The organism is Legionella shakespearei DSM 23087, from assembly GCF_000373765.1.
In the GTDB taxonomy this organism is placed as follows: domain Bacteria; phylum Pseudomonadota; class Gammaproteobacteria; order Legionellales; family Legionellaceae; genus Legionella; species Legionella shakespearei.
In genome coordinates, this window is the sequence record NZ_KB892393.1 from 197,738 (window position 1) to 219,889 (window position 22,152).

Sequence of the window (22,152 nt, forward strand, 5' to 3'; positions counted from 1 at the left end):
GATAATAATATTAACACAACAAATCCGTTTACTCCATCTGTTTCTTCAATTTTATCAAACAATGCAACTGAAATATTTTGGGCTATATTATAAATATAATGCACATAAAGACCCAATATTATACTCAAGGTCTGATTTTTTGGAGAATGTTATGACGGGGGCTAAAGCTGGAACAGTTAAAGCGCAAGCAGACGATCTTAAAAATTATGCTGACACTATTGCCGCAGTACATTTACTAAAAGAAGCCTTAAACAAAGGTGCAGTTGTCTCTATAGGTTCTGCCAATCAATTAATTAAAGAAGAGAATGATAAGGCAAAACCCGAACTGGGAAATATTGTAAAACAAATTCTGGCCAAAGCAGGCCGCCCTGGAGAAACACAAAGCCAATGGGTCAAGGGTAAAGACAACCGATGGCAACTAGAGGCAGCAATCACCATTGGTGGCGCAGTGTATACCGTAAAATTTGAACACACACCAGGTAATTTGGGTTCAAATCAATATTATGACGTACAGATTACCAGTAAATTAAATCAGCAACCCGGCAGAGGAAAATTGTTTTTTGACGAAAGTCACACAGCTCAAGTCAAATTAATGGTGGATAAGGAAGGAGACTACCATGCGGTGACCTCAAAAGGATTAACCATTGGCGCAACCTCCTTTACCCCCTACCCCTACCAAAACGAAATACTGTCCAAATTTGGACGCAGTCTGGCAGATGATAAAGGCCAAAGGCTTGCAATAATGGGAACAGGTTCAGGTAAAAGCATTATAATGGCAGGAATTGCGCAAGCAGTGGGTCGTACTGTGATGATTGTTCCGGATGAAACATTAGTAGGGCAACAAAGCAGTGAGGTACGCTCCATGCTTGGGGCAGGAAAAGTGAATGGTAATACCAAAATTCCAACTGTATTTACTTTGAATAATCTTAAAGATCTCCAGGAGTTGGATATAGATTGGGAAGATCAAAGCTCCCTTGATAATTTATCTGAAGACGAAAAGGAACTGATCAGAAATTATTTTCGAAAAGTAATTAATGGCACTTCAATACCTGCATTTGATCAGATAGTTCTGCAATCCGAACATCCTTTATTTAAGATAATTGCTCCGGAAATCAAAGACTCTATGGTCTTAATTGATGAGAGTCATCGCCATACTTTCAGAAAGGAAGATGCAGTACTTCTTTCCCATATCAAAGAACATAATTCGGTTTTGGCTTTGACGGCAACACCTACTTCGGAATTGTATGAGATATTTAAGGGTGAGCCTTTGGATGATTTGAGTCTTGGCGGTGCAATCCAGTTAGGTACCATCAGGCCAGTAAAACCCGAAGTAAGTTATGAAGAGGATAATAATCTCGTCACTCAGGCAGTAACTCATTACTTTAATGATTACTATCTTGCTGATGGAATGAATGGTTACACCGATCCTGTTGCATTAAAAGCAGAATTAATGAAACCGCCCTCTTCTTTACCTGATGCCACGGCTGAAACACAGGCAGTGGAAAAAGCCTTAGCGTTAAATCGTATCAGAGCACAGAGGAATATGGGATTTTCTGACAGCCCGGAGATCCGCAGTCTATTGGCTCATACCTATCAGCAAATCGCTCAAAATGATGTCGCGACAATGAGTACGTATCAGTCCAGGGTTGCTGCTTTACGTCATAGCGCAGAGATTGACGCTCGATTGGCAATGAGTTTAAAACTGCATCCGACTAAAGACGAGGCTGAAATTGCCCACAGAAAAGAAGAAATAACAAAACAGACGCCTTTACCTGTTGTTGATTTGGCAAAAGACATTCAGACAGAACAGCAAAAAGACATTCAACGGACTATCAACAGCTATGCACTGGCACTGATATTTGGAGAAAGGCCCGCCAAAATTGCTGAAAAGGATAGAACCCATAAGTTGGAAGAGCAATTAAAAGGTTATGATAAGGAAATTGCCAAATTTGATGGCAACGATGCTCATGGCACTAATAGTCAAATTCCGCCTCAATTATTAAGTAAATTTAAAGAATGTAAAGAAATGAGCAGAGAGGTTTTGGCAGAACGACTGAATAAAATGGGACCACCTATATCCAGGCTCCCGCAAAGCCAAAAGCAGGAAATAATAAAACGGATACTGGACAGGGCTGAAGGTATTGTGAGTCATATCAATGAATCAAAACCAATAACCGCTATGGTGTTGCAAGCAGAACCAATAAATATGGCGGCTTTAGGTGCAACAAAATCTTATGCAACGGTGATTGATATGAACAGTGAACAACGTATTGTTGATGAACTACTGGCTCAGACCGAGGTAGGGCTTGCCCCTCATGTTATATCAGATCAGCGTATTGCTACTGGAGTGAGTATTAAAGATGTGCTGAATGTTCAGATCATTAATAATTATTCTCCGGTTGTTGAGTCTGATCCTAATGTAATTAATGGCACTTTGTCAGGCCCTCAGGCGGCAGGGCGCTGCGTGCGTAATGACGATGTTTCGGCGCGAGTACAACAATTTATTGATAAGCGTTATGAAAACAAAGGACTGATTTTAACTGTAGACGCTATTATTGATCCCGAGCAATCAGCGAAAAAAACCAAAGAAGTAATGACCCGCAGGGAACAACAGGCACAAAAAGAATATAATACTGCTCTACATGAACCAAGTCCTTATAGTAGTGCTTTGTTTGATGAACAACAGGATACCTTAAATAGTCTATCTCGCAATATTGGCAAAAAGGAAAAGAAATTAACGACACTAAAAGCATTACTTGAAGACTCGAAACTCTATTTAATAACAACCCAGGCGAAACTGCATCGGGTAGAAACTGCACTGGCATTTGTACCTGGAAATCCTGCAGATAGTATTCCTGTTCATTATCGTAACGATCATGAAAAAGTAGTGCTTTGGGCTGCACGAAAACTTTTACCGAAAGTGATAAAGGGTATAGAAGAGAAAAATGCAGAGTTCGAAAAAGCGATAAAAAAAACCAGTGAGAAATTGCTTACACTGCAAGAAAGAAGAGATCAGTTGCAGGTTAATGAACAGGTATCAGGAGAACTCAGGAAAGGTTAATACACTAAGGGAACACCATTGCCCGTTCGAGCAAGAGCCAAGTTCCCCCTCAAAGAAAACCGAGCCGCGACCGTGAGGGAGCGGAAATTTTGGTTGTACACCTAATGAGTAATCAACAATGGAGTACATCCAACTGTTCCGCTTCCTCACGGTCGCGGCTCGGTTTTCTTGGCATGATGCTCTTTTGTACTCTTGATTAGCAAGTCACAATACAGGCTCAAGGGGAAATTTCGTGAGGATTCTTCAGTTCGAGATCACGGTACAGTAGCACTGGCTCCTTGCTCCTGATCCAGTTCAGGATCTTCATCAAGCATTTGACTGTATATTTCCTGCTCTTCTGCAGTTAAGTCGTCTTTAACCGCATCATAATCAGAAGTCACGATACCCTCTTGCTCCAGCATATGTCTGTCCACTGGCGCATTATCCGATTCTTTAGCAATGCCAGAAAGAAGCTGAGGATTGTCCTGTTGCGAACAGTCTACCATAACTTCATTGCCCTCCCGGGAATCAGTAAAGTCACTTCCCTTTTTCGCTTGATTTATCAGCCCTTGAACAGCAGCAATATCTTCGGGGTTAGTCTTTTGTAAGGTATCCTGATGCACAGCAAGTTCTCTGAGAAATTTACCAATTCCCTGACGTTGATCAGCCGATTCGCTAAAGATTTTCTTTTCCCAAGGTGGTATTGCAATTCGAATACACCATTTTGTTTTAAATTCCTGGAAAAGCCCCTCTTTCTTGCCGGCTTCTAATAAATTAATCAAATTTTTTGACTGGCCTTTTAATTCACTAAGGTGTTCTTTACGATGAATTTTATGCCCTTTTCCGTGCTCTTCTTCACATTGTTTAGCGAGCGATGATTTTTTATCTATGAGAGGGTTGTATCCAACTACTTTTTTTAGACCACCAACCGAATGTCGAATAGTATGAGATGCTTTATCTTTAAAACCATAATCCTCCCTTTTAAGAACCAGGTCAAAATCTCCTCCTGGCTGCAAGCCTTTATTATCTCCATTTTTCGAAGTAGCCAGCATCAGGGTATGCCCAGCGCCTCGTGGAGTAAATTGTCGATCGCTTTCATTAACAACATCTTTTCCCAAACCATCTTCAAGTCGAGTCGCATGAGCATGCGTAGAACTTCTATGAGGTGCTCCAGCGGCTTGAAACGCCTGATATATTTTAGGGCCAACACCTTCAGGAAATCGCACGCGAGCGACACCAGAATCAAAAGTTTGTATACCGGTCAGAGCCTCAATACCCCATTGCATTGAGATATTGTCATTTTTGTCGGGATTTGGATTTGTTAAGTCCAAACTTAAAGGTTCATCAGGTTTAACAAAGAAAATTTGTTCGCCACGCTGAATATGTTTAGTAAATTGCTCATTACTCATGTTTTCGTTATATCGGAGCTTAGTCAACCAGGCTGAAGCCAAATTGTCCTGACCAAATTTGCTACCCGCCAGCTCGGGACAGTGATTGTTAAACTGCTGAATAAATTTCTGTTTCGTAGCTTCATATTCCGGCTTCGTAAAAAAGTCTTGCGGACTTATCTGCCCAGCCATGACTTTGGCAAACGTGGGATCATTTTTGGCTAGCAGAGCGATAGGATCACTCTCTCTCCTCTTCATTTCAGCAAGTGCAGGCTCATGATTTAACTGGGCTAATTTTTTTAATACCTCAGTATCCATCTTCCTAAGATCAACTGCTTCTTTCATAAATGAACCTTTCACAGTAATATCATCTATACCTAATAGTATAGTTTAACTTTGATGGCTCTGATGCAGAAAAAGGGATGAACCTGCAGCCCACGTTAACTTAACGAGTTCGGGATAAGAAGCTTGATTTACTTCGATGCCGTTCGGGCTGAGGAGAAGAGCTAGCCTCGTCTCGAACTGAGGAATCCCCACGAAATTTCCCCTTGAGCCTGTATTGTGACTCGCTAATCAAGAGTACAAAAGAGCATCATGCTAAGAAAACCGAGCCGCGACCGTAAGGGAGCGGAAATTTTGGATGTACACCTAATGAGTAATCAACAAGGGAGTGCATCGAACTGTTCCGCTCCCTTACGGTCGCGGCTCGGTTTTCTTTAGGTAATGAGAGCATAAGCAAACAGAAGATCTAGTGCTGATAAATAAATCATTTTCGTGGGGATACTTCAGGTCTCGAAGCCTTAGTACAATGCCAAAGCTTCGAGACAGCGCTACCATTAACTTAAGGAATAAGTGATTGATTAAAATATATAAAAAACTGTAGCCTATTTTAAATTTAAATCTCGCCTATTTGCTTGTACACAGCATCAATTGCTTTTAAGGATTCGAGTAATTGCCTCATTTTGGCAAGTGGCCAGCTGTTAGGGCCATCACTTAAGGCTTTGTCCGGATCAGGATGAGTTTCCATAAACAATCCTGAAATTCCAGCAGCCACTGCGGCGCGTGCAAGCACGGGAATAAATTCCCTTTGGCCACCAGAAACACCATTATTGCCGCCAGGTAACTGAACCGAGTGAGTGGCATCATAAACTACAGGGCAACCTGTTTCACGCATGATCGCTAAAGATCTCATGTCTGAAACCAGATTATTGTAACCAAAGCTTACGCCGCGCTCACACGCCATAATCTGCTCATTGCCTTCTGCTTTGGCTTTAGTGATGACATGCTTCATTTCCCAGGGAGCCAGAAATTGTCCCTTTTTAATGTTCACTGGCTTATTCATAGCAGCAACTTTTTGGATAAAGTTAGTTTGTCTGCATAAAAAAGCCGGGGTTTGCAATACGTCAACAACGCTGGATACTTCCAGTAAAGGAGTGTCTTCATGCACGTCAGTTAAAACAGGCACGCCTATCTGTGCCTTTACTTTTTCAAGAATCATTAAGCCCTTTTCAAAGCCTGGACCTCGGTAACTGGAAAGAGATGATCTGTTGGCTTTATCAAAAGATGATTTGTAAATAAAAGGAATCTGCAATTGCGCGCACATTTCTTTTAAATAGCCTGCGGTTTCCAACGCTAACTCTTCGCTTTCAATGACGCAAGGTCCTGCAATTAAGAATAAAGGTTTATCTATTCCTACTTCAAATCCACATAAATTCATTATGCTTTGTCCTTTTCTTTATGTTTAGTACGTGCAGCAAGCACAAACTGTTTAAATAACGGATGAGTGTTTCTTGGGTTAGAAGTAAACTCAGGATGAAATTGACAGGCAAGAAACCAGGGATGGTCAGCAAGCTCAATCATTTCGACTAAAGTACCATCCGAAGAGCGCCCGGCTATAATTAAACCATAGGCTACCAATTGTTCAATTAAAGTATTATTGACTTCATATCGATGTCGGTGACGTTCTACAATTTGCGGTTTACCATAGACTTTGCGGGCCAGAGTACCTTCTTCCAACTGACACAGTTGTGCACCAAGGCGCATGGTTCCACCCAAATCGGTATGTTCATCGCGAACTTGTCTGCTGCCATCAGCATCCATCCATTCGCTAATCAGACCTATAACCGGATAAGAAGTAGTTTTGTTAAACTCAGTGGAATTGGCATCATTCCAACCTGCTACATTTCGGGCAAATTCAATTACAGCAGTCTGCATGCCAAGGCAAATTCCCAAAAAGGGAACTTTATGTTCACGGGCATATTGAATGGCTTTAATTTTGCCTTCAATACCTCGCTCACCAAATCCGCCAGGAACCAGAATTGCATCCATATTATCAAGCAAGTCTGCGCCATGCTTTTCTATCAGTTCTGCGTCCAGATAAACAATTTCAACTTTAGTTTCAGAATGAATTCCTGCATGCAACAAAGCTTCATTAATGGATTTATAAGCATCGCTTAATTCAGTATATTTACCCACCATGGCAATTTTTACTGTCATGGTTTGAACAGCCTGCATGGTAACTACCTGTTGCCATTCACTTAAATCCGCTGGTTTGACATTCAGGCCTAACTTTTTAACGACAATTTCATCCAGACCTTGCTCGTGCAGAATCATTGGTATCTGATAAATACTTTTCGCATCCTCAAGGGCAATTACCCCCTCTTTTTCGACGTTGGTAAACAAAGCAATTTTGGCACGGTCACCAGGTGATAAGGTTTTTTCTGAACGGCAAATGAGTATATCGGGCTGAATACCAATAGAACGTAATTCTTTAACCGAGTGTTGTGTGGGTTTTGTTTTTGTCTCACCTGAAGTCGCTATGTAAGGAACCAGTGTTAAATGCAGAAACAAAGCACGTTGCGCGCCTAATTCAATGCGCATCTGGCGAATGGCTTCAAGAAAAGGCAGGGATTCAATATCACCTACTGTTCCGCCGATTTCGACCATGGCCACATCAAAGCCTTCAGCGCCTAATTTGATACAGCGTTTGATTTCATTAGTGATATGAGGAATAACCTGAACAGTGCCGCCCAGATAATCGCCTCTTCTTTCTTTTTTAATTACATTTTCATAAATTTTACCGGATGTGAAATTATTCCGTTGCGTCATGGTCGTATTAACAAAGCGCTCGTAATGGCCGAGATCCAAATCGGTTTCCGCCCCATCATTGGTCACGAACACTTCACCGTGCTGGAATGGGCTCATAGTACCAGGATCAACGTTGATGTATGGATCGAGCTTGATTAATGTAACACTTAAACCGCGCGCCTCAAGAATGGCCGCCAGAGATGCTGCTGCAATCCCTTTACCTAAGGAAGAGACTACACCGCCAGTAATAAAAATATAATTTGTCATTTTGACCCCGTTCAAACTGCCGTATCCACCCAAATTGGCGTTAAATTAAATTCGCATATAAACGGGATTTAATTCTACCAAAATGAGAATATAAATGACAGAATTAATTTATCAATTTCGTACATTAAGTTAATGTAGTTGTAGCCCGTATTAGGCGTAGCCTAAATGTTAACCCTACCTCCGATCCACGTCGTCCTGAGCGCGTCTTTTGGCGCGAAGGATCTCCTGAAAGTGGCATGGTGCCAATATTTGGAGATCCTTCGCGCCAAAAGACGCGCTCAGGACGACGTGAATCGGGGAAAGGAGCTGGATGCTCTGAAAATAATTCTATTGCAATTGCCTTCCAATCATATGCATCATCAACGCACAATCCACAGCATCTTTACCCTTATGCCCATGGTTACCGCCTACCCTGTCCCAAGCCTGCGCTTCGTTTTCAGTAGTGAGTACGCCAAAAACAACAGGTAAATTATAATCCAGCATGACGCGCTGACATCCCTGGCTTGCCTGATCACAGACATAATCATAATGGGTAGTGTCGCCACGAATTACTGCGCCCAAAGCAATGATGCATTGCACCTGATTCTTTTTGGCCAGCATTTGCGCTGCAAAAGGAATTTCAACAGCACCGGGAACCTCTACCAGCGTAATCTCACTGGGTTTAAACCCATGCTCAGCCAGCCGTTGCAAAGCCCCTTCTTTCAACGCGTTGGTAATCGGTTCATTAAAGGAACTCACAACCAAAGCTATGGGAAATGTGTGCTTAAACTCACTCAAATTGGCTTTAATTTCTTTCATATCCATCCTAATCAATAGCTAATAAATGCCCTAGTTTATGTTTTTTAGTGACCAGATAGCTGCGATTTTCATCGGTCGCTTTAATCTCCAGAGGTACACGCTCCGCTGTAATGCCATAACGTTGCAGGGCGGCAATTTTTAAAGGATTATTGGTGAGCATTCTTATGGAATTAATACCCAGATAATTCAATATTTGATAAGCAACAGCGTAATCCCTGTCATCCGCAGGCAAGCCTAACTTTAAATTGGCTTCAACAGTATCCAGCCCCTGCTCTTGTAATGAGTACGCTTTTAATTTATTAGCCAGACCAATGCCTCGCCCTTCCTGACGCAAATAAATCAATGCCCCCCCTTCAGCGGCAATCATGGCAAGGGATAAATCCAGCTGTTTGCCACAATCGCACTTGCAGGACCCAAACACGTCACCAGTGATGCATTCAGAATGGACACGTACTAAAGGAACCCGGTTGCCATACAATGGCGGCTTGACCAAAACAAAATGCTCTGCGTTATCCAGCGCGTTTTCAAATACAGTCATGCTGAACACACCGTGTTGTTCCAGAGGAATACGTGTAGTGGCCGCGGCATTGACCAAGGTTTCATGACGGATACGATACTCGATCAAATCCTTAATAGTAACCATGGGTATTTTATGCTTTTCTGAAAACAGCGCCAATTCATCACGGCGACTCATGGTACCGTCTTCATTAATAATTTCACAAATGACAGCAGCCGGTCGTAAACCTGCCATCCGAACCAGATCAACACTGCCTTCTGTTTGTCCGGCTCGCTCCAGAACCCCTTTTTTCTTTGCTCGTAAGGGGAAGACATGTCCTGGAGATATGATATGTTCAGGCCTGGCCTCAGCATCTATAGCGACCTTGATTGTATGGGAACGATCACTGGCTGATATTCCCGTTGAAACACCTTCAGCAGCCTCTATAGACACAGTAAAAGCAGTGCCATAAGGTGATCTGTTATTTTGTGCCATCATAGGTAATTGCAGTGCGTCAATTAATTCTTCTGCCATTGGCAAACAAATCAGGCCGCAGCCAAAACGGGACATGAAATTAATGGCCTCAGGTGTTGCATGCTCCGCTGCCATCACCAGATCACCTTCATTTTCCCTATCCTCATCATCCATCAGGATAATCATTTTACCGGCTTTAAGTGTTTCTATGGCCTGTTCTATAGTGATTAATGAATGTTTCATGGCTCTACCTCATAGTTCAATTTCCCGGAAATTTGAAGCTGATGAGCGACAATACGGGTAAGATAATCAAATTCTATATTTACATTTTGTCCTGCCCTCAATACCCCTAATGTTGTATGCATCAGAGTATGAGGGACCAGCATCAGTTTAATGGATTGACTGGTTACAGCATTAATAGTCAAACTGACACCTTCTACAGTAATACTTCCTTTTGGAATCAGATACAGCAAGGCTTGGGGCGAATATCCGGTCAGTTCCATTTCAATGTATTCATTTATGGGCGTAATGGACTGGATCTGAAACTGAGTATCCACATGTCCGCTCACATAATGACCGCCAAAACGGGTGGAGGCAAACATGGCGCGTTCCATATTCACTTCAGTTCCAGCAAGCAAATGACCCAGTGTTGTTAATTTCAAAGTCTCAGGCGATACATCAAAGTGCAGGTTTCCTGAATCAGAAGGCAATAAAGTAAGGCAGACACCATTAACGGCTATGCTTTCCCCTGTCTGCAGGTTTTCAAAGGGCGATGAAATAACAAGACGATTTGCACCATCTTGTTCCAGGTTCGCCAGCACTTCGCCTTTTTTTTCTATTAATCCGGTAAACATTAATCCTCCAGCCAATCAAGGCATAGTATCATATTGTCATCCATTGGGTGCCAGGAAACCTTATGTTTGCGAGCAAATAATCCTTTTTCCTGATAAGCGCAAAGCCCTTCAGGCCCTAAACTTTCGGGCACTAAATACAACCAGGTTCTATGCACCAGTCCTTGCTGATGCAGTGCACTGAATAAAGCACCCCCGGCCTCTACCCAGACATCATGGTAACCTGCGGCTCCCAAATGACTGATAATTGCATTTAAATCCAGCATTCCATCCAGAGTCGGAACCGGATGGAAGCTGCTGTTTGGATAAGGATTTGCTGAGGATTGTCCGCCATAATAAACATAGCAATGACTTGCCGTTGAAAAAATCTGCGCCTCTTTATTTAAATTCAAATGGGTATCAATAATCGCTACCGGCTTCGCCTGCGTCTTGCCATGCAAACGCACATTCATTTTTGGATCATCACGCGCGATAGTCTTTGCCGTTGTCACAATGACATCGCTTTCCGCACGCATTTTATGGGTAAAATCAGCGCAGAGGCTATTAGACAATATCAGGCGTTCGCCTTGTGGCATGCCAATTTTGCCATCAAGAGTCTGCGCCATTTTCACTGTTACTCTTGGTCTTCGGGTTAGAGTCCAATAAGCGTAGCTTTGATAAAAGGCGTCAATTGCCGCCAAGGGTAAATGGGTTACCTTGATGCCATGCTCACTCAGGAGTGCAGTCGAATTATTTTGTGCTACGATAGGGTTGGGATCTAAAAAGGCAAAGATAACTTCTTCGATTCCATGATTGACGAGTGCATCAACGCATGGTGGAGTTTTACCCCAATGATTACAGGGTTCAAGAGTGATATATACACTTACCCCTGGTGTTTTGGGGGTAATTTGTGCTAACAATAGTTGTTCTGCATGCAAAGTTCCTGCGCCTCTATGCCAGGCTTGTGCTATGATAGTGCCATTTTGCACAGCGACAGCGCCAACACTGGGATTAGGCGCGCATAGCCCCCGGCCGAGTTTGGCTTGTTCGAGTGCTGCAAGCAGAAACTGTTCGTGCATTGATTAACCATTTTTTAAAAGTGGATGAATGATAACAAATTATTCAATTTTTGAGTAGCCTAATGATTCAATTGAACTTAAAATATAAATTGAGCCTTATTCGTTCCAGATTGAAAAGCTGGAGCACGTTCATTCTCTTTGCTTTTTTGAGCCAAACGGTTTTGGCCCAAGGGCTCTCCCCTTATTCTACCAGCGAGCTGGAAGAGCTGGAAAAGGAATTTATTCAGCTTATCAATCAATCGGACAGTATAGAGCGTAATCCTTTAGCAAGTCAGTATATTAATTACGTAGGCAGCAAACTGGCGCATTTCGGCCGCATCAAATCACCCTATTTCTTTATTGTAAAATCCAGGGAAATTAATGCCTTTGCAGGACCTGGTGGTTATATAGGGATTAACACCCAGCTTATTTTAACGACTGCCAATGAAAGTGAACTTGCTGCCGTAATGGCGCATGAGATCGCTCACGTACGTCTGCATCATTTATACAGCTTGCTGGAACATCAAAAGCAAATGCGTGTTCCTATGCTGGCTTCATTGTTGGCATCAGCGGCTCTGGGAGCATTAAATCCTACCGTTGGGATGGGCGCTATGATGGCCTCGCTCTCAGGCTTTTCGCAGGATAATATTAATTTTACTCGCGCCAAGGAAAAAGAAGCGGACAGAATCGGTATTGATATGCTGATTAAAGCAGGGTTTAATCCTCGTGGTATGGCTGCATTTTTCCGGAAAATGCAAGAGAATTCCCGTTATTATTACACTGCTAATATTCCAGCCATTCTCCGTACTCACCCCATGGATGATGACCGTATTGCAGAAGCGGAGAACAGAACCCAGCGATTATCCTCCAAGGGTTATACGGACTCCCTTGATTATGCCCTGTTCAAAGAAATAATTCGTGTTGCAGTCACACCACAAAACAAACAAGTCATTGATTATTATGAAACCCAATGCCACAAAAGAAACAGTTCTATAGCCTGTCAGTACGGTTATGTTCTTGCCTTGTTAAACAGCAATAATTTCCACAAAGCAGCCAACCGCCTGGAACCCATTCTTAATCAACATCCGGATAACCTTTATTTTCAAATTGCAATGGCTCAGGCCGAAATTGGCCTCGCTAAAACGCAAAAGGGAATTAGTCGTTTAGCTGATGCACAGAAGAATTATCCTGATAATTATGCAGCGCTCATGGCTTATGCCCAGGGGCTATTGGCAGCAAACCAGGCAGAAAAGGCTACCAGTGTTTTGCTCAAAGGAAGCAGGCAGTATAAAAACGATTTACCCCTATGCCGAGAACTGGCACGCGCTCAGGCAGAATCGCATCAGAAAAGTTATGCTTATTTTACCCAGGCTCAATGCTTATTGCTTGAAGGGCAAAAAAGAGGAGCTATCGCTCAATTGAAAGTAGCACGCAGCCTGGCAAAACGCGATCCTTATTTGACGGCGAGAATTTCAGCTAAAATTGATGAAATAAAGTTTATGACGGAGAATTAGGGGACTGTTCATGCCAAGGCACGAGATTAAAACGTGGCGCGGGCGATGGCTGATTAACACTCTGAACTACGCAGAATCGCCTTCCCTCTCCGGGGGAAGGTGCCCGACAGGGCGGATGGGGGATCAAAAGGAGTCTTTTATCAATACATATTGTTTTGAGCTTTTGTATTTCATGAGTGGTTTTTGATCCCCCCACCCGCCCTGTCGGGCACCCTCCCCCGGTGGTGGAGGGGCTACTTGCCAGGATCTTCATGTTTATTTACATCCAATCAAAGTCCACATATAGACTTTTTAAAAAACAAAGTCTACAATAAAACTAATGATAATCTCTTGGAGATATCCATGATTCCACTGCAATCTTCTGCAAAAATCAAAGAAGAACACGTACAAACTGCGTTTAAAGTAGTTCTTAATATTTTTGATAAATGGCAATGTACTACTGAAGAAGCGCTTACTTTACTCGGCTTGAAGCGATCTACCTGGTTTAAATATAAAAGTGCTCCTGAGAAAGCATCCTTTAGCCATGATATTGCGGAGCGCATCTCTTATATTTTAAATATCCATGCAGCATTAAGAATTTTATTTTCCAACCCGGAATCGGTATACCAATGGGTAAGAAAACCGAACAAAGCCCCCTTTTTCAATGGTCGTTCTGCTATGGATATCATGCTGCAAGGTCGGGTTGTTGACCTGTGGGCGGTTGCGAGCAGACTTAATGCTGAGCGCGGTGGTAAAGCCTGATGCGCCTCCTGGATTCGCTTCATAAAAAATCGTTTACGATGCAGCGTTGCTATCGTTTAATTCCTTCCCAGTTTCCTCCCATCCATTTATTTGAAGACGTGGCCAACCATGAAGAGTTTGAAGCACTCTTTGCCATACAGATGCTTACGAATCCAAGGATTCAGGAAGAAATTGGCGTTTTGGATCGGGTTCCCAAAGACCAGCGTATCTATGATGTGCCAGGTTGCGGCTACGTTATGGCAGCTTTTACTCATGTTAACCCTGACGGCAGTCGATTCTCCAATGGTGATTATGGGGTTTATTACGCAGCGGACAGTCTTTCTACGGCTATTGCGGAAACGGTTTATCATAAAGAACTGTTTATGTCCTACACCAATGAACCTGCTCAGGAACTGGATATGCGCAGTTTAATAGCCGATTTTAGTGCTGAACTGTTTGACTTGACCGAATTGGACAAGCTGTTTGATCCTGTTTATTCATCCCTTGATTATAAAGCGGGACAAAACCTTGGGGCAGAGATTAAAGAACAACAGGATGATGGTCTGGTGTATCATTCAGTAAGAGCAGAAGGTACTAATTATGCCTTGTTTAAGCCGAATAAGGTCCATAAATGTCAGCAAGGAACGCATTTTAGTTATGTATGGGATGGAGAGAAAATAGCTACGGTATATCAGAAAGTAATCAGGAAGGAACAAATACACGGGTAATTCAGGCAGTGAGCAGCTTCCAGATTCAGACTGAAAAGCTGCTCACTAAAGCATTAGCTTCTTACTTCAACTTCTTTCCACCAGCTTGTTTTAGTCTCAGCAACCCAGTCAGCATTTCTTAAATTTTTAACAAATACTGCAGTTTCTTCTGGAGTAGAATGTTTTGGATCCAGTTTAATGCACCAGTCCCAGTCACCAGAAGTAGACCACAGGCTTTGAACTCCGCTCATTTTTGCAATTGAAGAAGAGTCAGACCAAGCATTTTTTGTTTTTAAGAACACAACACTATTCCATGAGTTCATTATAACTTTCCTTAGTAATTATTTAATTAAATGGCGCATCGAATAAAATATTCTCTGCGTCATATTACATTAGACCACACTATGATGAAGATCAAATTTTTAGTTGGGATTTAAACGTGTTGAATGTGAGAGGCTCCACGTCGTCCTGAGCACGTCTTTTTGCACGAAGGATCTCCCGAAAGCAATATGGTGCCACTGCGATCCCGGCTGCAAGCAGACCGGGCTACACTCCCTGCCAGGATTCAGTGGGATTCCGTTTGTGTCTAATCCGATCTACGTCGTCCTGAGCGCGTCTTTTTGCGCGAAGGATCTCCAAATACTGGCACCATGCCGCTTTCAGGAGGTCCTTCGCGCAAAAAGACGCGCTCAGGACGACGTGGCTTGGAGCCTAGTCGAGGCCCAGCTTTTTCAAGCGATATCTTAATGTTCTGAAACTAACCCCCAACAATTTCGCGGCAGCGGTTCGGTTCCATTTGGTTTTCTCCAGAGCCTCAAGAATAATCTCCTTTTCCTGATCAAGCAGATAACCATTCAAATTCGCAGAAACAGGTGCAGGAACAACAGGATTGGCCGCAACGATCTGAGGGATATGTAAATCGGAGAGTTCTATAGTATCCCCTTCACACATGGCCATGGCACGTTCCAAAATGTTTTCCAGTTCCCTGACATTTCCAGGGAAGTGATAATTTTGCAAGGCTTGTATGCACTCTGTATTGAGGGAAACAACGGATCTGTTTTGATTTTTCGCCAGTTTTCTTAAAATAGCAGAGGAGAGCGAGGGGATGTCAGAGAGTCGTTGTGATAAAGTGGGCACGCGGAGCTCAATCACGTTCACTCTGTAATATAAATCCTGCCTGAAACGTTCGGCATTGATTTCTTCCAAAAGGTTTTTATGGCTGGCACTTAAAATTCGCACATCGACAGGAATTTCATAAAGCTCGCCTATGGGTTTAATCGCCTTTTCCTGGATTGCACGCAGCAATTTTACTTGCATGGCTAATGGCAGCTCCGCTATTTCGTCGAGAAATAAAGTACCTCCATGTGCCGCGACAAACAAACCGGTTTTATCGGTAATTGCACCGGTGAAACTCCCCTTTTTATGGCCAAAAAATTCTGACTCCATCAGTTCACTGGGAATAGCGCCACAGTTTACAGGAATAAAGGGTTTGTCTTTTCTGGGACCATTAGCATGAATTAACTGCGCAACCAGCTCCTTACCTACTCCTGACTCACCTTGAATAAATACCGGAGCCTGGCTGCGGGCGAGTTTATAAATGTCTTCTCTTAACTGCTTCATCACCAGACTGTCACCCACCAAAACCTCTTCCCGTTCCTCAACCAAAGGGTTTTGCATTGCCAATGCGGTTTTTACCAATTGCTTTAACATCGTGAGATCAACAGGCTTTGAAACGTAGTCAAAGGCCCCTGCTTTTAGTGTATTGACCGCGCCTTCAACATTTCCATAAGCTGTAATGACGGCTACTGGCATTTGTGGTTTATTTTTTTGAATGAATTTGACGATTTCTATCCCATCACCATCAGGAAGCCGCATATCGGTAAGAACCAAGGCATAATTATTTTGTTTGATGCTCTCTATTCCTTCTTTAAAATCAGAAGCGGTATCACAGGACAATCCCATGCGTGACAGGGTAAGCATTAACAGTTCTCTGATGTCAGGTTCGTCATCTATAACCAGTATGTTGCTTTTCATCATATTAATAATTCATCCGATGGATTTAAAGTAATGGCAAAACAACTTCCCTTTCGTGATTTGACAAGATTTAATCTCGCCTGATTAATTTCACACAAATCCCGGGCAAGAAATAATCCCATACCAGTGCCAGTCCTGAGTGTTGTAAAAAAGGGTTCAAAAATATCCTCCCTGTTTTCAAATGGAATTCCTGGCCCCGTATCACTGACGGTAATGATCATTTTATAAGATAATGATTTTACTGTTATTACTATATTAGCACTTCCATCTGCATCACGACCATGCAAGATGGCATTATCACACAAAATAACCAGGATCTGTTCCAGTTGGCTTTTATCAAAAACAATGGAAAGATGTTTTTGTTTGGGTAGTTTTATCGTCAGGTTACAGGGATTATTATGACAAAAATCCTGTTTAAATTGTTCGAGAAAGCTCGATATGTCATTGACTTGCGGTTGCGATTGCTGGCGTCTTGACAGTTGCAATACGTTTTTAATCACCCCGTTCATGCGGTCACAATTGTTCATGATCAATTGTTTCAAGCGCGCGTCTTCCTTATTCAATGGCCCCTCGTCCCCAAATAACTGTGCTGCATAAGCAATTGCTCCCAGGGGATTGCGTAACTCATGCGCTATACTGGCGGAAAATCGACCAAGGGCTGCCAATTTTAACTGCTGAGCCTGTTGCGCGATATAAGTCATGTCTTCCAGAATAATTAATACTTCTGGCTTATTCACGACCGCAGTTGAAAAAAAATGTACTCTGAGATAAGGCTCCTCAATGGTGGTTTGGGCAATACGCTCGTCATTTTTAAATTTCACCATGAAGTTATCAAATTTTTCTGCAAGACGATGAGATAATTGCTGCAAGGTAACTACGGTACTGTTTTTACCAATATTAAAAAACTGGCGTGCCGCAGAATTAATTAATTTAATTGTTTTTTCTTCATCAACGTAAATAACCCCTGAATGCAGACGTTCAACGATGTATTCGTTTATACGTTGCATTCCCGCTAATTCATAACTGCGGTGCCGCGCCAGATTTTCAGACTGGCGTACCCAGTTGGAGAGGTACCAGGCGGTGAGTGCTGTGGCGAAAAATCCTGCGCCGTAAATGCCGCTATAGAAGAAAGTGCCTAAATCCTTTTGATTGTTTAAAATAAATTGCAGAACGTTTCCGCACAACAACAGGCAACTGGCTAGCGCTGCAAAAAAGATGGCCAGACGTCCGGGCACCAGAATGCTAAGGGCTGCGATGGTCACGTTGAGCAGAATCCCATATCCCGATTGCATATTCCCTATAATGTTTAACATGCTGGAAATGGCAATGACGTCTATAGTTCCAGAGATGAGAACCTGTTTATCGAAACTTAAGAAACCCACTCGCCACAGATAGAGGAATCCGATGGCAAAGAGCAGGTAAACACCCAGGATACTGTAAAACAAAGTAGTGTCAGTTTTGGAAATAAAACTGAATTTGTACAAGCCCAGAAACAACCCCACGCTAAGCAGCCTGTATATGTCATACACCAGTAAAAGTCGTGATTGTCTGTTTTCCGGTTCATGTACTTGGTGAGCAGGCATAGAACGAATCCATGTTAGTATTGATACAGTTTATAACTCTTCCATAATTTTAGTGCTTCTTTTGAGCCACTGTCCTTAGCTTTACCAATCCAATATTTTGCTTTGGATAAATTCTTTTTAATACCTGTACCATTTGCATAGATCATGCCAAGATTTATTTGCGCCAGTTCGAAATTTTGTTCCGCCGCTTTACTGTACCAAAAAATAGCTTTATTGATATTGCGAGGCACTCCTTCCCCATTCATATACATCACTGCCAGATTATTCTGTGCCAGAGGCTGACCTTGTTCGGCTGCTTTTTGATACCAATACAGCGCTTGTTTACTGTCTTTCTTTGTGCCAAGGCCGCTCATGTACATGACAGCCAAATTAAACTCGCCCAGGGGCAAGCCTTGCTCCGCAGACTTTTTATACCAGGAAAATGCTGTCTGATAGTCCTGAGGCACCCCGTCACCATTCATGAACATCAAACCCAGATTATTTTGAGCCTTCATGCTGCCTTGTTCCGCTGCCTTTTCAAACCAATATTTGGCTTTGGCAGTGTCTTTTACAGAAGCATCACCATTCATATAGAGAACACCAAGATTGGTTTGTGCTAATGGAGAACCCGCATTGGCAGCTTTGCTGTACCAATTAATTGCGCTTTGCAGATCTTGCGGAATGCTATCACCCCGCTCATAAAGTACTGCCAGGTTGTTCTGCGCATCCAAATCTCCTTGCAATGCCGCTTTTTCATACCAGAAAATTGCCTGGTTAGTATCCTTTTCAGTGCCTGTGCCATTCATGTATAAAACGGCCAGATTATACTGACCGTCTGAATCACCTTGTTCTGCAGCCTTCTTGTACCATAAAAAGGCTTCTTCCGGATTTTTGGCAACACCATTGCCATTTTCGTACATGACCCCCACATTATTTTGACTCATGGCTAAACCCTGATCAGCAGCCTTGCGAAACCAGAACAGTGCTTTTTGGCTGTCTTGGGAGACTCCCTGACCTTTCAGATAAAGTATAGCCAGATTATTTTGAGCATCCGGATGGCCTTTACTCGCAGCCTTTTCGTACCAATAAGCGGCCTTGGTCAAGTCTTTAAGAACGCCCATCCCTTTTTCATAATTGACACCTAATTCAAATTGGGATTGTACATCACCCTGCTCGGCTTTATCCTGAGTGTTTAACTCCTGGGGACGCCTGCTGTTATCGGAATCAAAGCTCATGGCAGGATTTGATAGAGTAAATAACATCAGACTTTGAAAAATAAATTTTTTCATAGTAACTCCCTGCCACAATTGTTCAATTATAGCACAGAAAGGGATTCTATATGCTTTGTAGCCCGGTCTGCTTGCAGCTGTCTCAATGCTAAATCATGCTCTGTGCCGCAACAAAAATTCCGCTTCCTGACGGTCGCGGCTCGGTTTCCGGTGCACGATGAAGTAGATACGAACACACGAAAACCGAGCCGCGACCGTCAGGAAGCGGAACAGTTATACTGGCAGCTTTGTAGCCCGTATTAGGCCTTGGCCGTAATACGGGAATAAGCTCATTGCCACTTCGAACCCGTATTACGGCTGGCGCCTAATACGGGCTACAACCCACCGCAGGTTCATGTTCCTAGTCTAACCGCTACTCTTTTTCGTCCCCAGCTTCCTGCTTTGCCGTGGAATACTCCGGCAATTTGATAATGGCAATTTAAACAATGGCCGGACTCATCGAGGTTATAGCTTAAAATCTGATACCAATCCCGCAGAATCACTGGCACATGGCATGAAGGACAATAGGTGGAACTTCCCGCTGTATCATGTACATTTCCGGTATATACATAATGTAATCCGGCTTTAAGGGCTATTTCTCTTGCGCGTTGCAGGGTTGTAATGGGTGTTGACGATTTATCCATCATCTTCCAGTCAGGATGAAACGCGGTGAAATGCAGAGGGACTTCTGCGCCCAGGTGCTCCATAATCCATTCTGACATGTGTTCCAGCTCATTATTCGAATCATTTTCATCAGGAATAAGCAAAGTAGTTATTTCAAACCAAACTTTTGTTTCCTTTTTTAAATAAACCAGAGTATCTAAAACAGGCTGTAAATGTGAACCGGTAATTTTATAATAAAAGTCTTCACTAAAGGCCTTCAAATCAATATTGGCCGCATCCATATAAGCATAAAACTCTTCACGAGGCTCCTTGTTCATATAACCTGCGGAAACTGCAACCGAATAAATTTCGGACTTGTGACACGCTTTGGCAACATCTATGGCATATTCCATAAAAACAACCGGATCGTTATAAGTAAAAGCCACACTCTTGCAGCCAAGATTTTTAGCAGCCAGAGCAATATCCGAAGGCATCGCATTATCGGCCAAAGTATCCATATCACGTGATTTGCTTATGTCCCAATTTTGGCAAAACTTACAGGCAAGATTACATCCAGCCGTCCCAAAGGATAAAACCGGTGTACCTGGCATGAAGTGATTGAGTGGCTTTTTTTCTATGGGATCAATGCAATAACCGCTTGATCGTCCATAAGTGGTCAGCTTGATTTGATTATCAATATTCGCACGCACAAAACACAGGCCTCTCTGCCCCTCACGCAATTTACAATTTCGGGGACACACATCGCATTGGATGCGATCATCTGGCAGTTTATGCCAATAATGAGTAGGAAAGGTGTTCATAAAATGACCTTAATAAAAAAGCTGGTCTATACTTAATAATTATAGTATCTGCTGTACTTATTGGAGGGACAGAATGAGTGTGAGGCACCCCGCAGTTGCAGGAGTTTTTTATCCCGCAGATCCTGAAGTTCTTCGTAAAACCGTACAAAACCTGCTTGATCATGCAGAACAACACCATATCCCACCCAAGGCTCTTGTCGTACCACATGCCGGTTTGATCTATTCAGGAGCCATAGCAGCTTCGGCTTATGCTTCACTAATAAACCATCATCATAAAGTAACTAAAATCGTTCTTTTGGGCCCCGCCCATACTTTATATTTTAAAGGCATTGCCTATGATCCGGTTGATTATTTCACAACTCCTCTGGGTGAAATCGCACAGGATCAGAATTTGCTGAAAAAAATCAAAGAATTTTCTTACGTTCATGCCCTACCGCAGGCTCATACGAAAGAACACTGTCTGGAAGTGCAATTACCCTTCTGCCAGATGATCTTTCCTCAATTTACGATACTTCCGTTAGTGGTTGGAGAAACAAGTGAAGAGGAGGTGGCTCAGTTATTGAACAAAGTATGGGGCGAGGATGAAACCCTGATTATTATAAGCAGCGACCTCAGCCATTACCTTCCTTATGACCAGGCACAGACAACGGACAATAAAACCTGTATTGCCATAGATACTCTCAATGCAGAATCTATTCCCCATAAAGCGGCTTGCGGTTATTATCCTTTACGTGGCTTTTTACACTATGCCCGAAAAAGTCACCTGTACGGCCACTTGCTGGATTTACGTAATTCAGGTGATACGGCTGGAAACAAAAACAAAGTGGTTGGCTATGCCGCTTATTATTTTTATCAGAATCTTCATTTTGCCGATCATTGCGCCGATGAATTAAAGTATCTTGCCAAACAAGCCTTGCGCCTTAGGGCGGAGGACAATGTTAATCTTAGAATTGACTATGAGGATTTCAATGAATTATTACAAATACGCCTCCCTACTTTTGTGACTTTGAAGAAAAAGGGGATGCTCAGAGGTTGTATGGGAACACTGACATCACAAGAGCACCTGGCCGATAATGTCATTCATAACTCAATTAAAGCAGGATTTGCAGATCCCAGATTTCCGCATTTAACCAGTGCCGAACTGGAGGACATCTCTTTATCCATTTCCATTCTCAGCCCCTTGGAACCTTTGCATTTCAGCGATGAGGATGATTTGAAAGCGCAATTACGCCCGGGAACTGACGGACTTGTACTGATAAGCGATGGTCATCAGGCCACCTTTTTACCCAGCGTATGGGATCAGTTACATACTAAGGAAGAGTTTTTAGCTCATTTAAAATTAAAAATGGGTGTTACCACCAATTATTGGTCTACAGACATGCAAGCTTTAAGGTATACTACAGAAATTATTGAATAGGGTTAGTAGTAATTTCACCGCCATAAGGGTAAAGAAATTCCGCCGTCCCGCGGTTTGTCCGCGGGATC

17 protein-coding genes are annotated in these 22,152 nt (G+C 42.8%); 5 read left to right on the plus strand and 12 right to left on the minus strand.

Features of this window, described 5'->3' with window-relative positions:
• The first annotated feature begins 151 nt into the window (after positions 1 to 151).
• Positions 152 to 3,061: a DEAD/DEAH box helicase family protein gene (locus B094_RS0106640; RefSeq protein WP_018577024.1), complete on the plus strand. Its 2,910-nt coding sequence runs from the start codon at positions 152 to 154 to the stop codon at positions 3,059 to 3,061.
• A gap of 254 nt (positions 3,062 to 3,315) precedes the next feature.
• On the opposite strand, the gene B094_RS0106645 is transcribed toward B094_RS0106640, so the two are convergent.
• The 7 genes from B094_RS0106645 to ribD all read right to left on the minus strand — a co-directional run bounded on the left by B094_RS0106645 (position 3,316) and on the right by ribD (position 11,459).
• Complete coding sequence (locus tag B094_RS0106645) at positions 3,316 to 4,773, minus strand: hypothetical protein (protein ID WP_018577025.1); 1,458 nt, start codon at positions 4,771 to 4,773, stop codon at positions 3,316 to 3,318.
• A 550-nt stretch (positions 4,774 to 5,323) separates the two neighbouring features.
• Positions 5,324 to 6,145 carry a 3-deoxy-8-phosphooctulonate synthase gene (gene kdsA, locus B094_RS0106650; RefSeq protein ID WP_018577026.1) on the minus strand — a complete coding sequence of 274 codons (822 nt, stop codon included), beginning with the start codon at positions 6,143 to 6,145 and terminating at the stop codon, positions 5,324 to 5,326.
• Entirely contained in the window at positions 6,145 to 7,782 is a 1,638-nt protein-coding gene (pyrG, locus tag B094_RS0106655) for a CTP synthase (RefSeq protein ID WP_018577027.1), read from the minus strand. Before pyrG ends, kdsA begins: the two co-directional genes overlap by 1 nt.
• A gap of 327 nt (positions 7,783 to 8,109) precedes the next feature.
• The gene (ribH, locus tag B094_RS0106660; protein WP_018577028.1) at positions 8,110 to 8,580 is read right to left on the minus strand and encodes a 6,7-dimethyl-8-ribityllumazine synthase; all 471 of its coding nucleotides are present in this window, start codon (positions 8,578 to 8,580) and stop codon (positions 8,110 to 8,112) included.
• 7 nt (positions 8,581 to 8,587) lie between these two features.
• Positions 8,588 to 9,793, minus strand: a complete 1,206-nt coding sequence (locus B094_RS0106665; RefSeq protein WP_018577029.1) for a bifunctional 3,4-dihydroxy-2-butanone-4-phosphate synthase/GTP cyclohydrolase II — start codon at positions 9,791 to 9,793, stop codon at positions 8,588 to 8,590.
• The gene (locus tag B094_RS0106670) at positions 9,790 to 10,404 is read right to left on the minus strand and encodes a riboflavin synthase (RefSeq protein WP_018577030.1); all 615 of its coding nucleotides are present in this window, start codon (positions 10,402 to 10,404) and stop codon (positions 9,790 to 9,792) included. The genes B094_RS0106665 and B094_RS0106670 overlap by 4 nt, the downstream gene beginning before the upstream one ends.
• Positions 10,404 to 11,459, minus strand: a complete 1,056-nt coding sequence (ribD, locus tag B094_RS0106675; protein ID WP_018577031.1) for a bifunctional diaminohydroxyphosphoribosylaminopyrimidine deaminase/5-amino-6-(5-phosphoribosylamino)uracil reductase RibD — start codon at positions 11,457 to 11,459, stop codon at positions 10,404 to 10,406. Before ribD ends, B094_RS0106670 begins: the two co-directional genes overlap by 1 nt.
• Positions 11,460 to 11,521: 62 nt before the next feature.
• On the opposite strand from ribD, the gene B094_RS0106680 reads away from it, so the two are divergent.
• From B094_RS0106680 to B094_RS0106690, 3 genes are all read left to right on the plus strand, one after another.
• Positions 11,522 to 12,952, plus strand: coding sequence for a M48 family metalloprotease (locus tag B094_RS0106680; protein WP_018577032.1), 1,431 nt, complete (start codon positions 11,522 to 11,524; stop codon positions 12,950 to 12,952).
• A 342-nt stretch (positions 12,953 to 13,294) separates the two neighbouring features.
• Positions 13,295 to 13,693: an MbcA/ParS/Xre antitoxin family protein gene (locus B094_RS0106685; RefSeq protein ID WP_018577033.1), complete on the plus strand. Its 399-nt coding sequence runs from the start codon at positions 13,295 to 13,297 to the stop codon at positions 13,691 to 13,693.
• A complete protein-coding gene (locus B094_RS0106690; protein WP_018577034.1) occupies positions 13,693 to 14,400 on the plus strand; it encodes an RES family NAD+ phosphorylase in 708 nt (235 codons plus the stop codon). Before B094_RS0106685 ends, B094_RS0106690 begins: the two co-directional genes overlap by 1 nt.
• Before the next feature lie 53 nt (positions 14,401 to 14,453).
• Here B094_RS0106690 and B094_RS0106695 read toward each other — a convergent pair whose 3' ends face one another.
• From B094_RS0106695 to amrS, 5 genes are all read right to left on the minus strand, one after another.
• Positions 14,454 to 14,702, minus strand: coding sequence for a hypothetical protein (locus tag B094_RS0106695; RefSeq protein ID WP_018577035.1), 249 nt, complete (start codon positions 14,700 to 14,702; stop codon positions 14,454 to 14,456).
• Positions 14,703 to 15,090: 388 nt separating this feature from the next.
• Positions 15,091 to 16,416: a sigma-54-dependent transcriptional regulator gene (locus B094_RS0106700; protein ID WP_018577036.1), complete on the minus strand. Its 1,326-nt coding sequence runs from the start codon at positions 16,414 to 16,416 to the stop codon at positions 15,091 to 15,093.
• Positions 16,413 to 17,996 carry a two-component system sensor histidine kinase NtrB gene (locus B094_RS0106705; RefSeq protein ID WP_018577037.1) on the minus strand — a complete coding sequence of 528 codons (1,584 nt, stop codon included), beginning with the start codon at positions 17,994 to 17,996 and terminating at the stop codon, positions 16,413 to 16,415. Before B094_RS0106705 ends, B094_RS0106700 begins: the two co-directional genes overlap by 4 nt.
• Before the next feature lie 14 nt (positions 17,997 to 18,010).
• Positions 18,011 to 19,264 (minus strand): SEL1-like repeat protein, encoded by a 1,254-nt coding sequence (locus tag B094_RS0106710; RefSeq protein ID WP_018577038.1) that lies wholly within the window; start codon positions 19,262 to 19,264, stop codon positions 18,011 to 18,013.
• 332 nt (positions 19,265 to 19,596) lie between these two features.
• On the minus strand, positions 19,597 to 20,667 hold the full coding sequence (gene amrS, locus B094_RS0106715; protein ID WP_018577039.1) for an AmmeMemoRadiSam system radical SAM enzyme: 1,071 nt from the start codon (positions 20,665 to 20,667) through the stop codon (positions 19,597 to 19,599).
• A gap of 73 nt (positions 20,668 to 20,740) precedes the next feature.
• Here amrS and amrB point away from each other — a divergent pair, with 73 nt between their 5' ends.
• Entirely contained in the window at positions 20,741 to 22,084 is a 1,344-nt protein-coding gene (amrB, locus tag B094_RS0106720; protein WP_018577040.1) for an AmmeMemoRadiSam system protein B, read from the plus strand.
• The last annotated feature ends 68 nt before the right edge of the window (positions 22,085 to 22,152 follow it).

Coding starts and splice junctions, on each gene's coding strand:
- B094_RS0106640 (WP_018577024.1), top strand. CDS start 152: ATGACGGGGGCTAAAGCTGGAACAGTTAAAGCGCAAGCAGACGATCTT.
- B094_RS0106645 (WP_018577025.1), bottom strand. CDS start 4,773: ATGAAAGAAGCAGTTGATCTTAGGAAGATGGATACTGAGGTATTAAAA.
- kdsA (WP_018577026.1), bottom strand. CDS start 6,145: ATGAATTTATGTGGATTTGAAGTAGGAATAGATAAACCTTTATTCTTA.
- pyrG (WP_018577027.1), bottom strand. CDS start 7,782: ATGACAAATTATATTTTTATTACTGGCGGTGTAGTCTCTTCCTTAGGT.
- ribH (WP_018577028.1), bottom strand. CDS start 8,580: ATGAAAGAAATTAAAGCCAATTTGAGTGAGTTTAAGCACACATTTCCC.
- B094_RS0106665 (WP_018577029.1), bottom strand. CDS start 9,793: ATGAAACATTCATTAATCACTATAGAACAGGCCATAGAAACACTTAAA.
- B094_RS0106670 (WP_018577030.1), bottom strand. CDS start 10,404: ATGTTTACCGGATTAATAGAAAAAAAAGGCGAAGTGCTGGCGAACCTG.
- ribD (WP_018577031.1), bottom strand. CDS start 11,459: ATGCACGAACAGTTTCTGCTTGCAGCACTCGAACAAGCCAAACTCGGC.
- B094_RS0106680 (WP_018577032.1), top strand. CDS start 11,522: ATGATTCAATTGAACTTAAAATATAAATTGAGCCTTATTCGTTCCAGA.
- B094_RS0106685 (WP_018577033.1), top strand. CDS start 13,295: ATGATTCCACTGCAATCTTCTGCAAAAATCAAAGAAGAACACGTACAA.
- B094_RS0106690 (WP_018577034.1), top strand. CDS start 13,693: ATGCGCCTCCTGGATTCGCTTCATAAAAAATCGTTTACGATGCAGCGT.
- B094_RS0106695 (WP_018577035.1), bottom strand. CDS start 14,702: ATGAACTCATGGAATAGTGTTGTGTTCTTAAAAACAAAAAATGCTTGG.
- B094_RS0106700 (WP_018577036.1), bottom strand. CDS start 16,416: ATGATGAAAAGCAACATACTGGTTATAGATGACGAACCTGACATCAGA.
- B094_RS0106705 (WP_018577037.1), bottom strand. CDS start 17,996: ATGCCTGCTCACCAAGTACATGAACCGGAAAACAGACAATCACGACTT.
- B094_RS0106710 (WP_018577038.1), bottom strand. CDS start 19,264: ATGAAAAAATTTATTTTTCAAAGTCTGATGTTATTTACTCTATCAAAT.
- amrS (WP_018577039.1), bottom strand. CDS start 20,667: ATGAACACCTTTCCTACTCATTATTGGCATAAACTGCCAGATGATCGC.
- amrB (WP_018577040.1), top strand. CDS start 20,741: ATGAGTGTGAGGCACCCCGCAGTTGCAGGAGTTTTTTATCCCGCAGAT.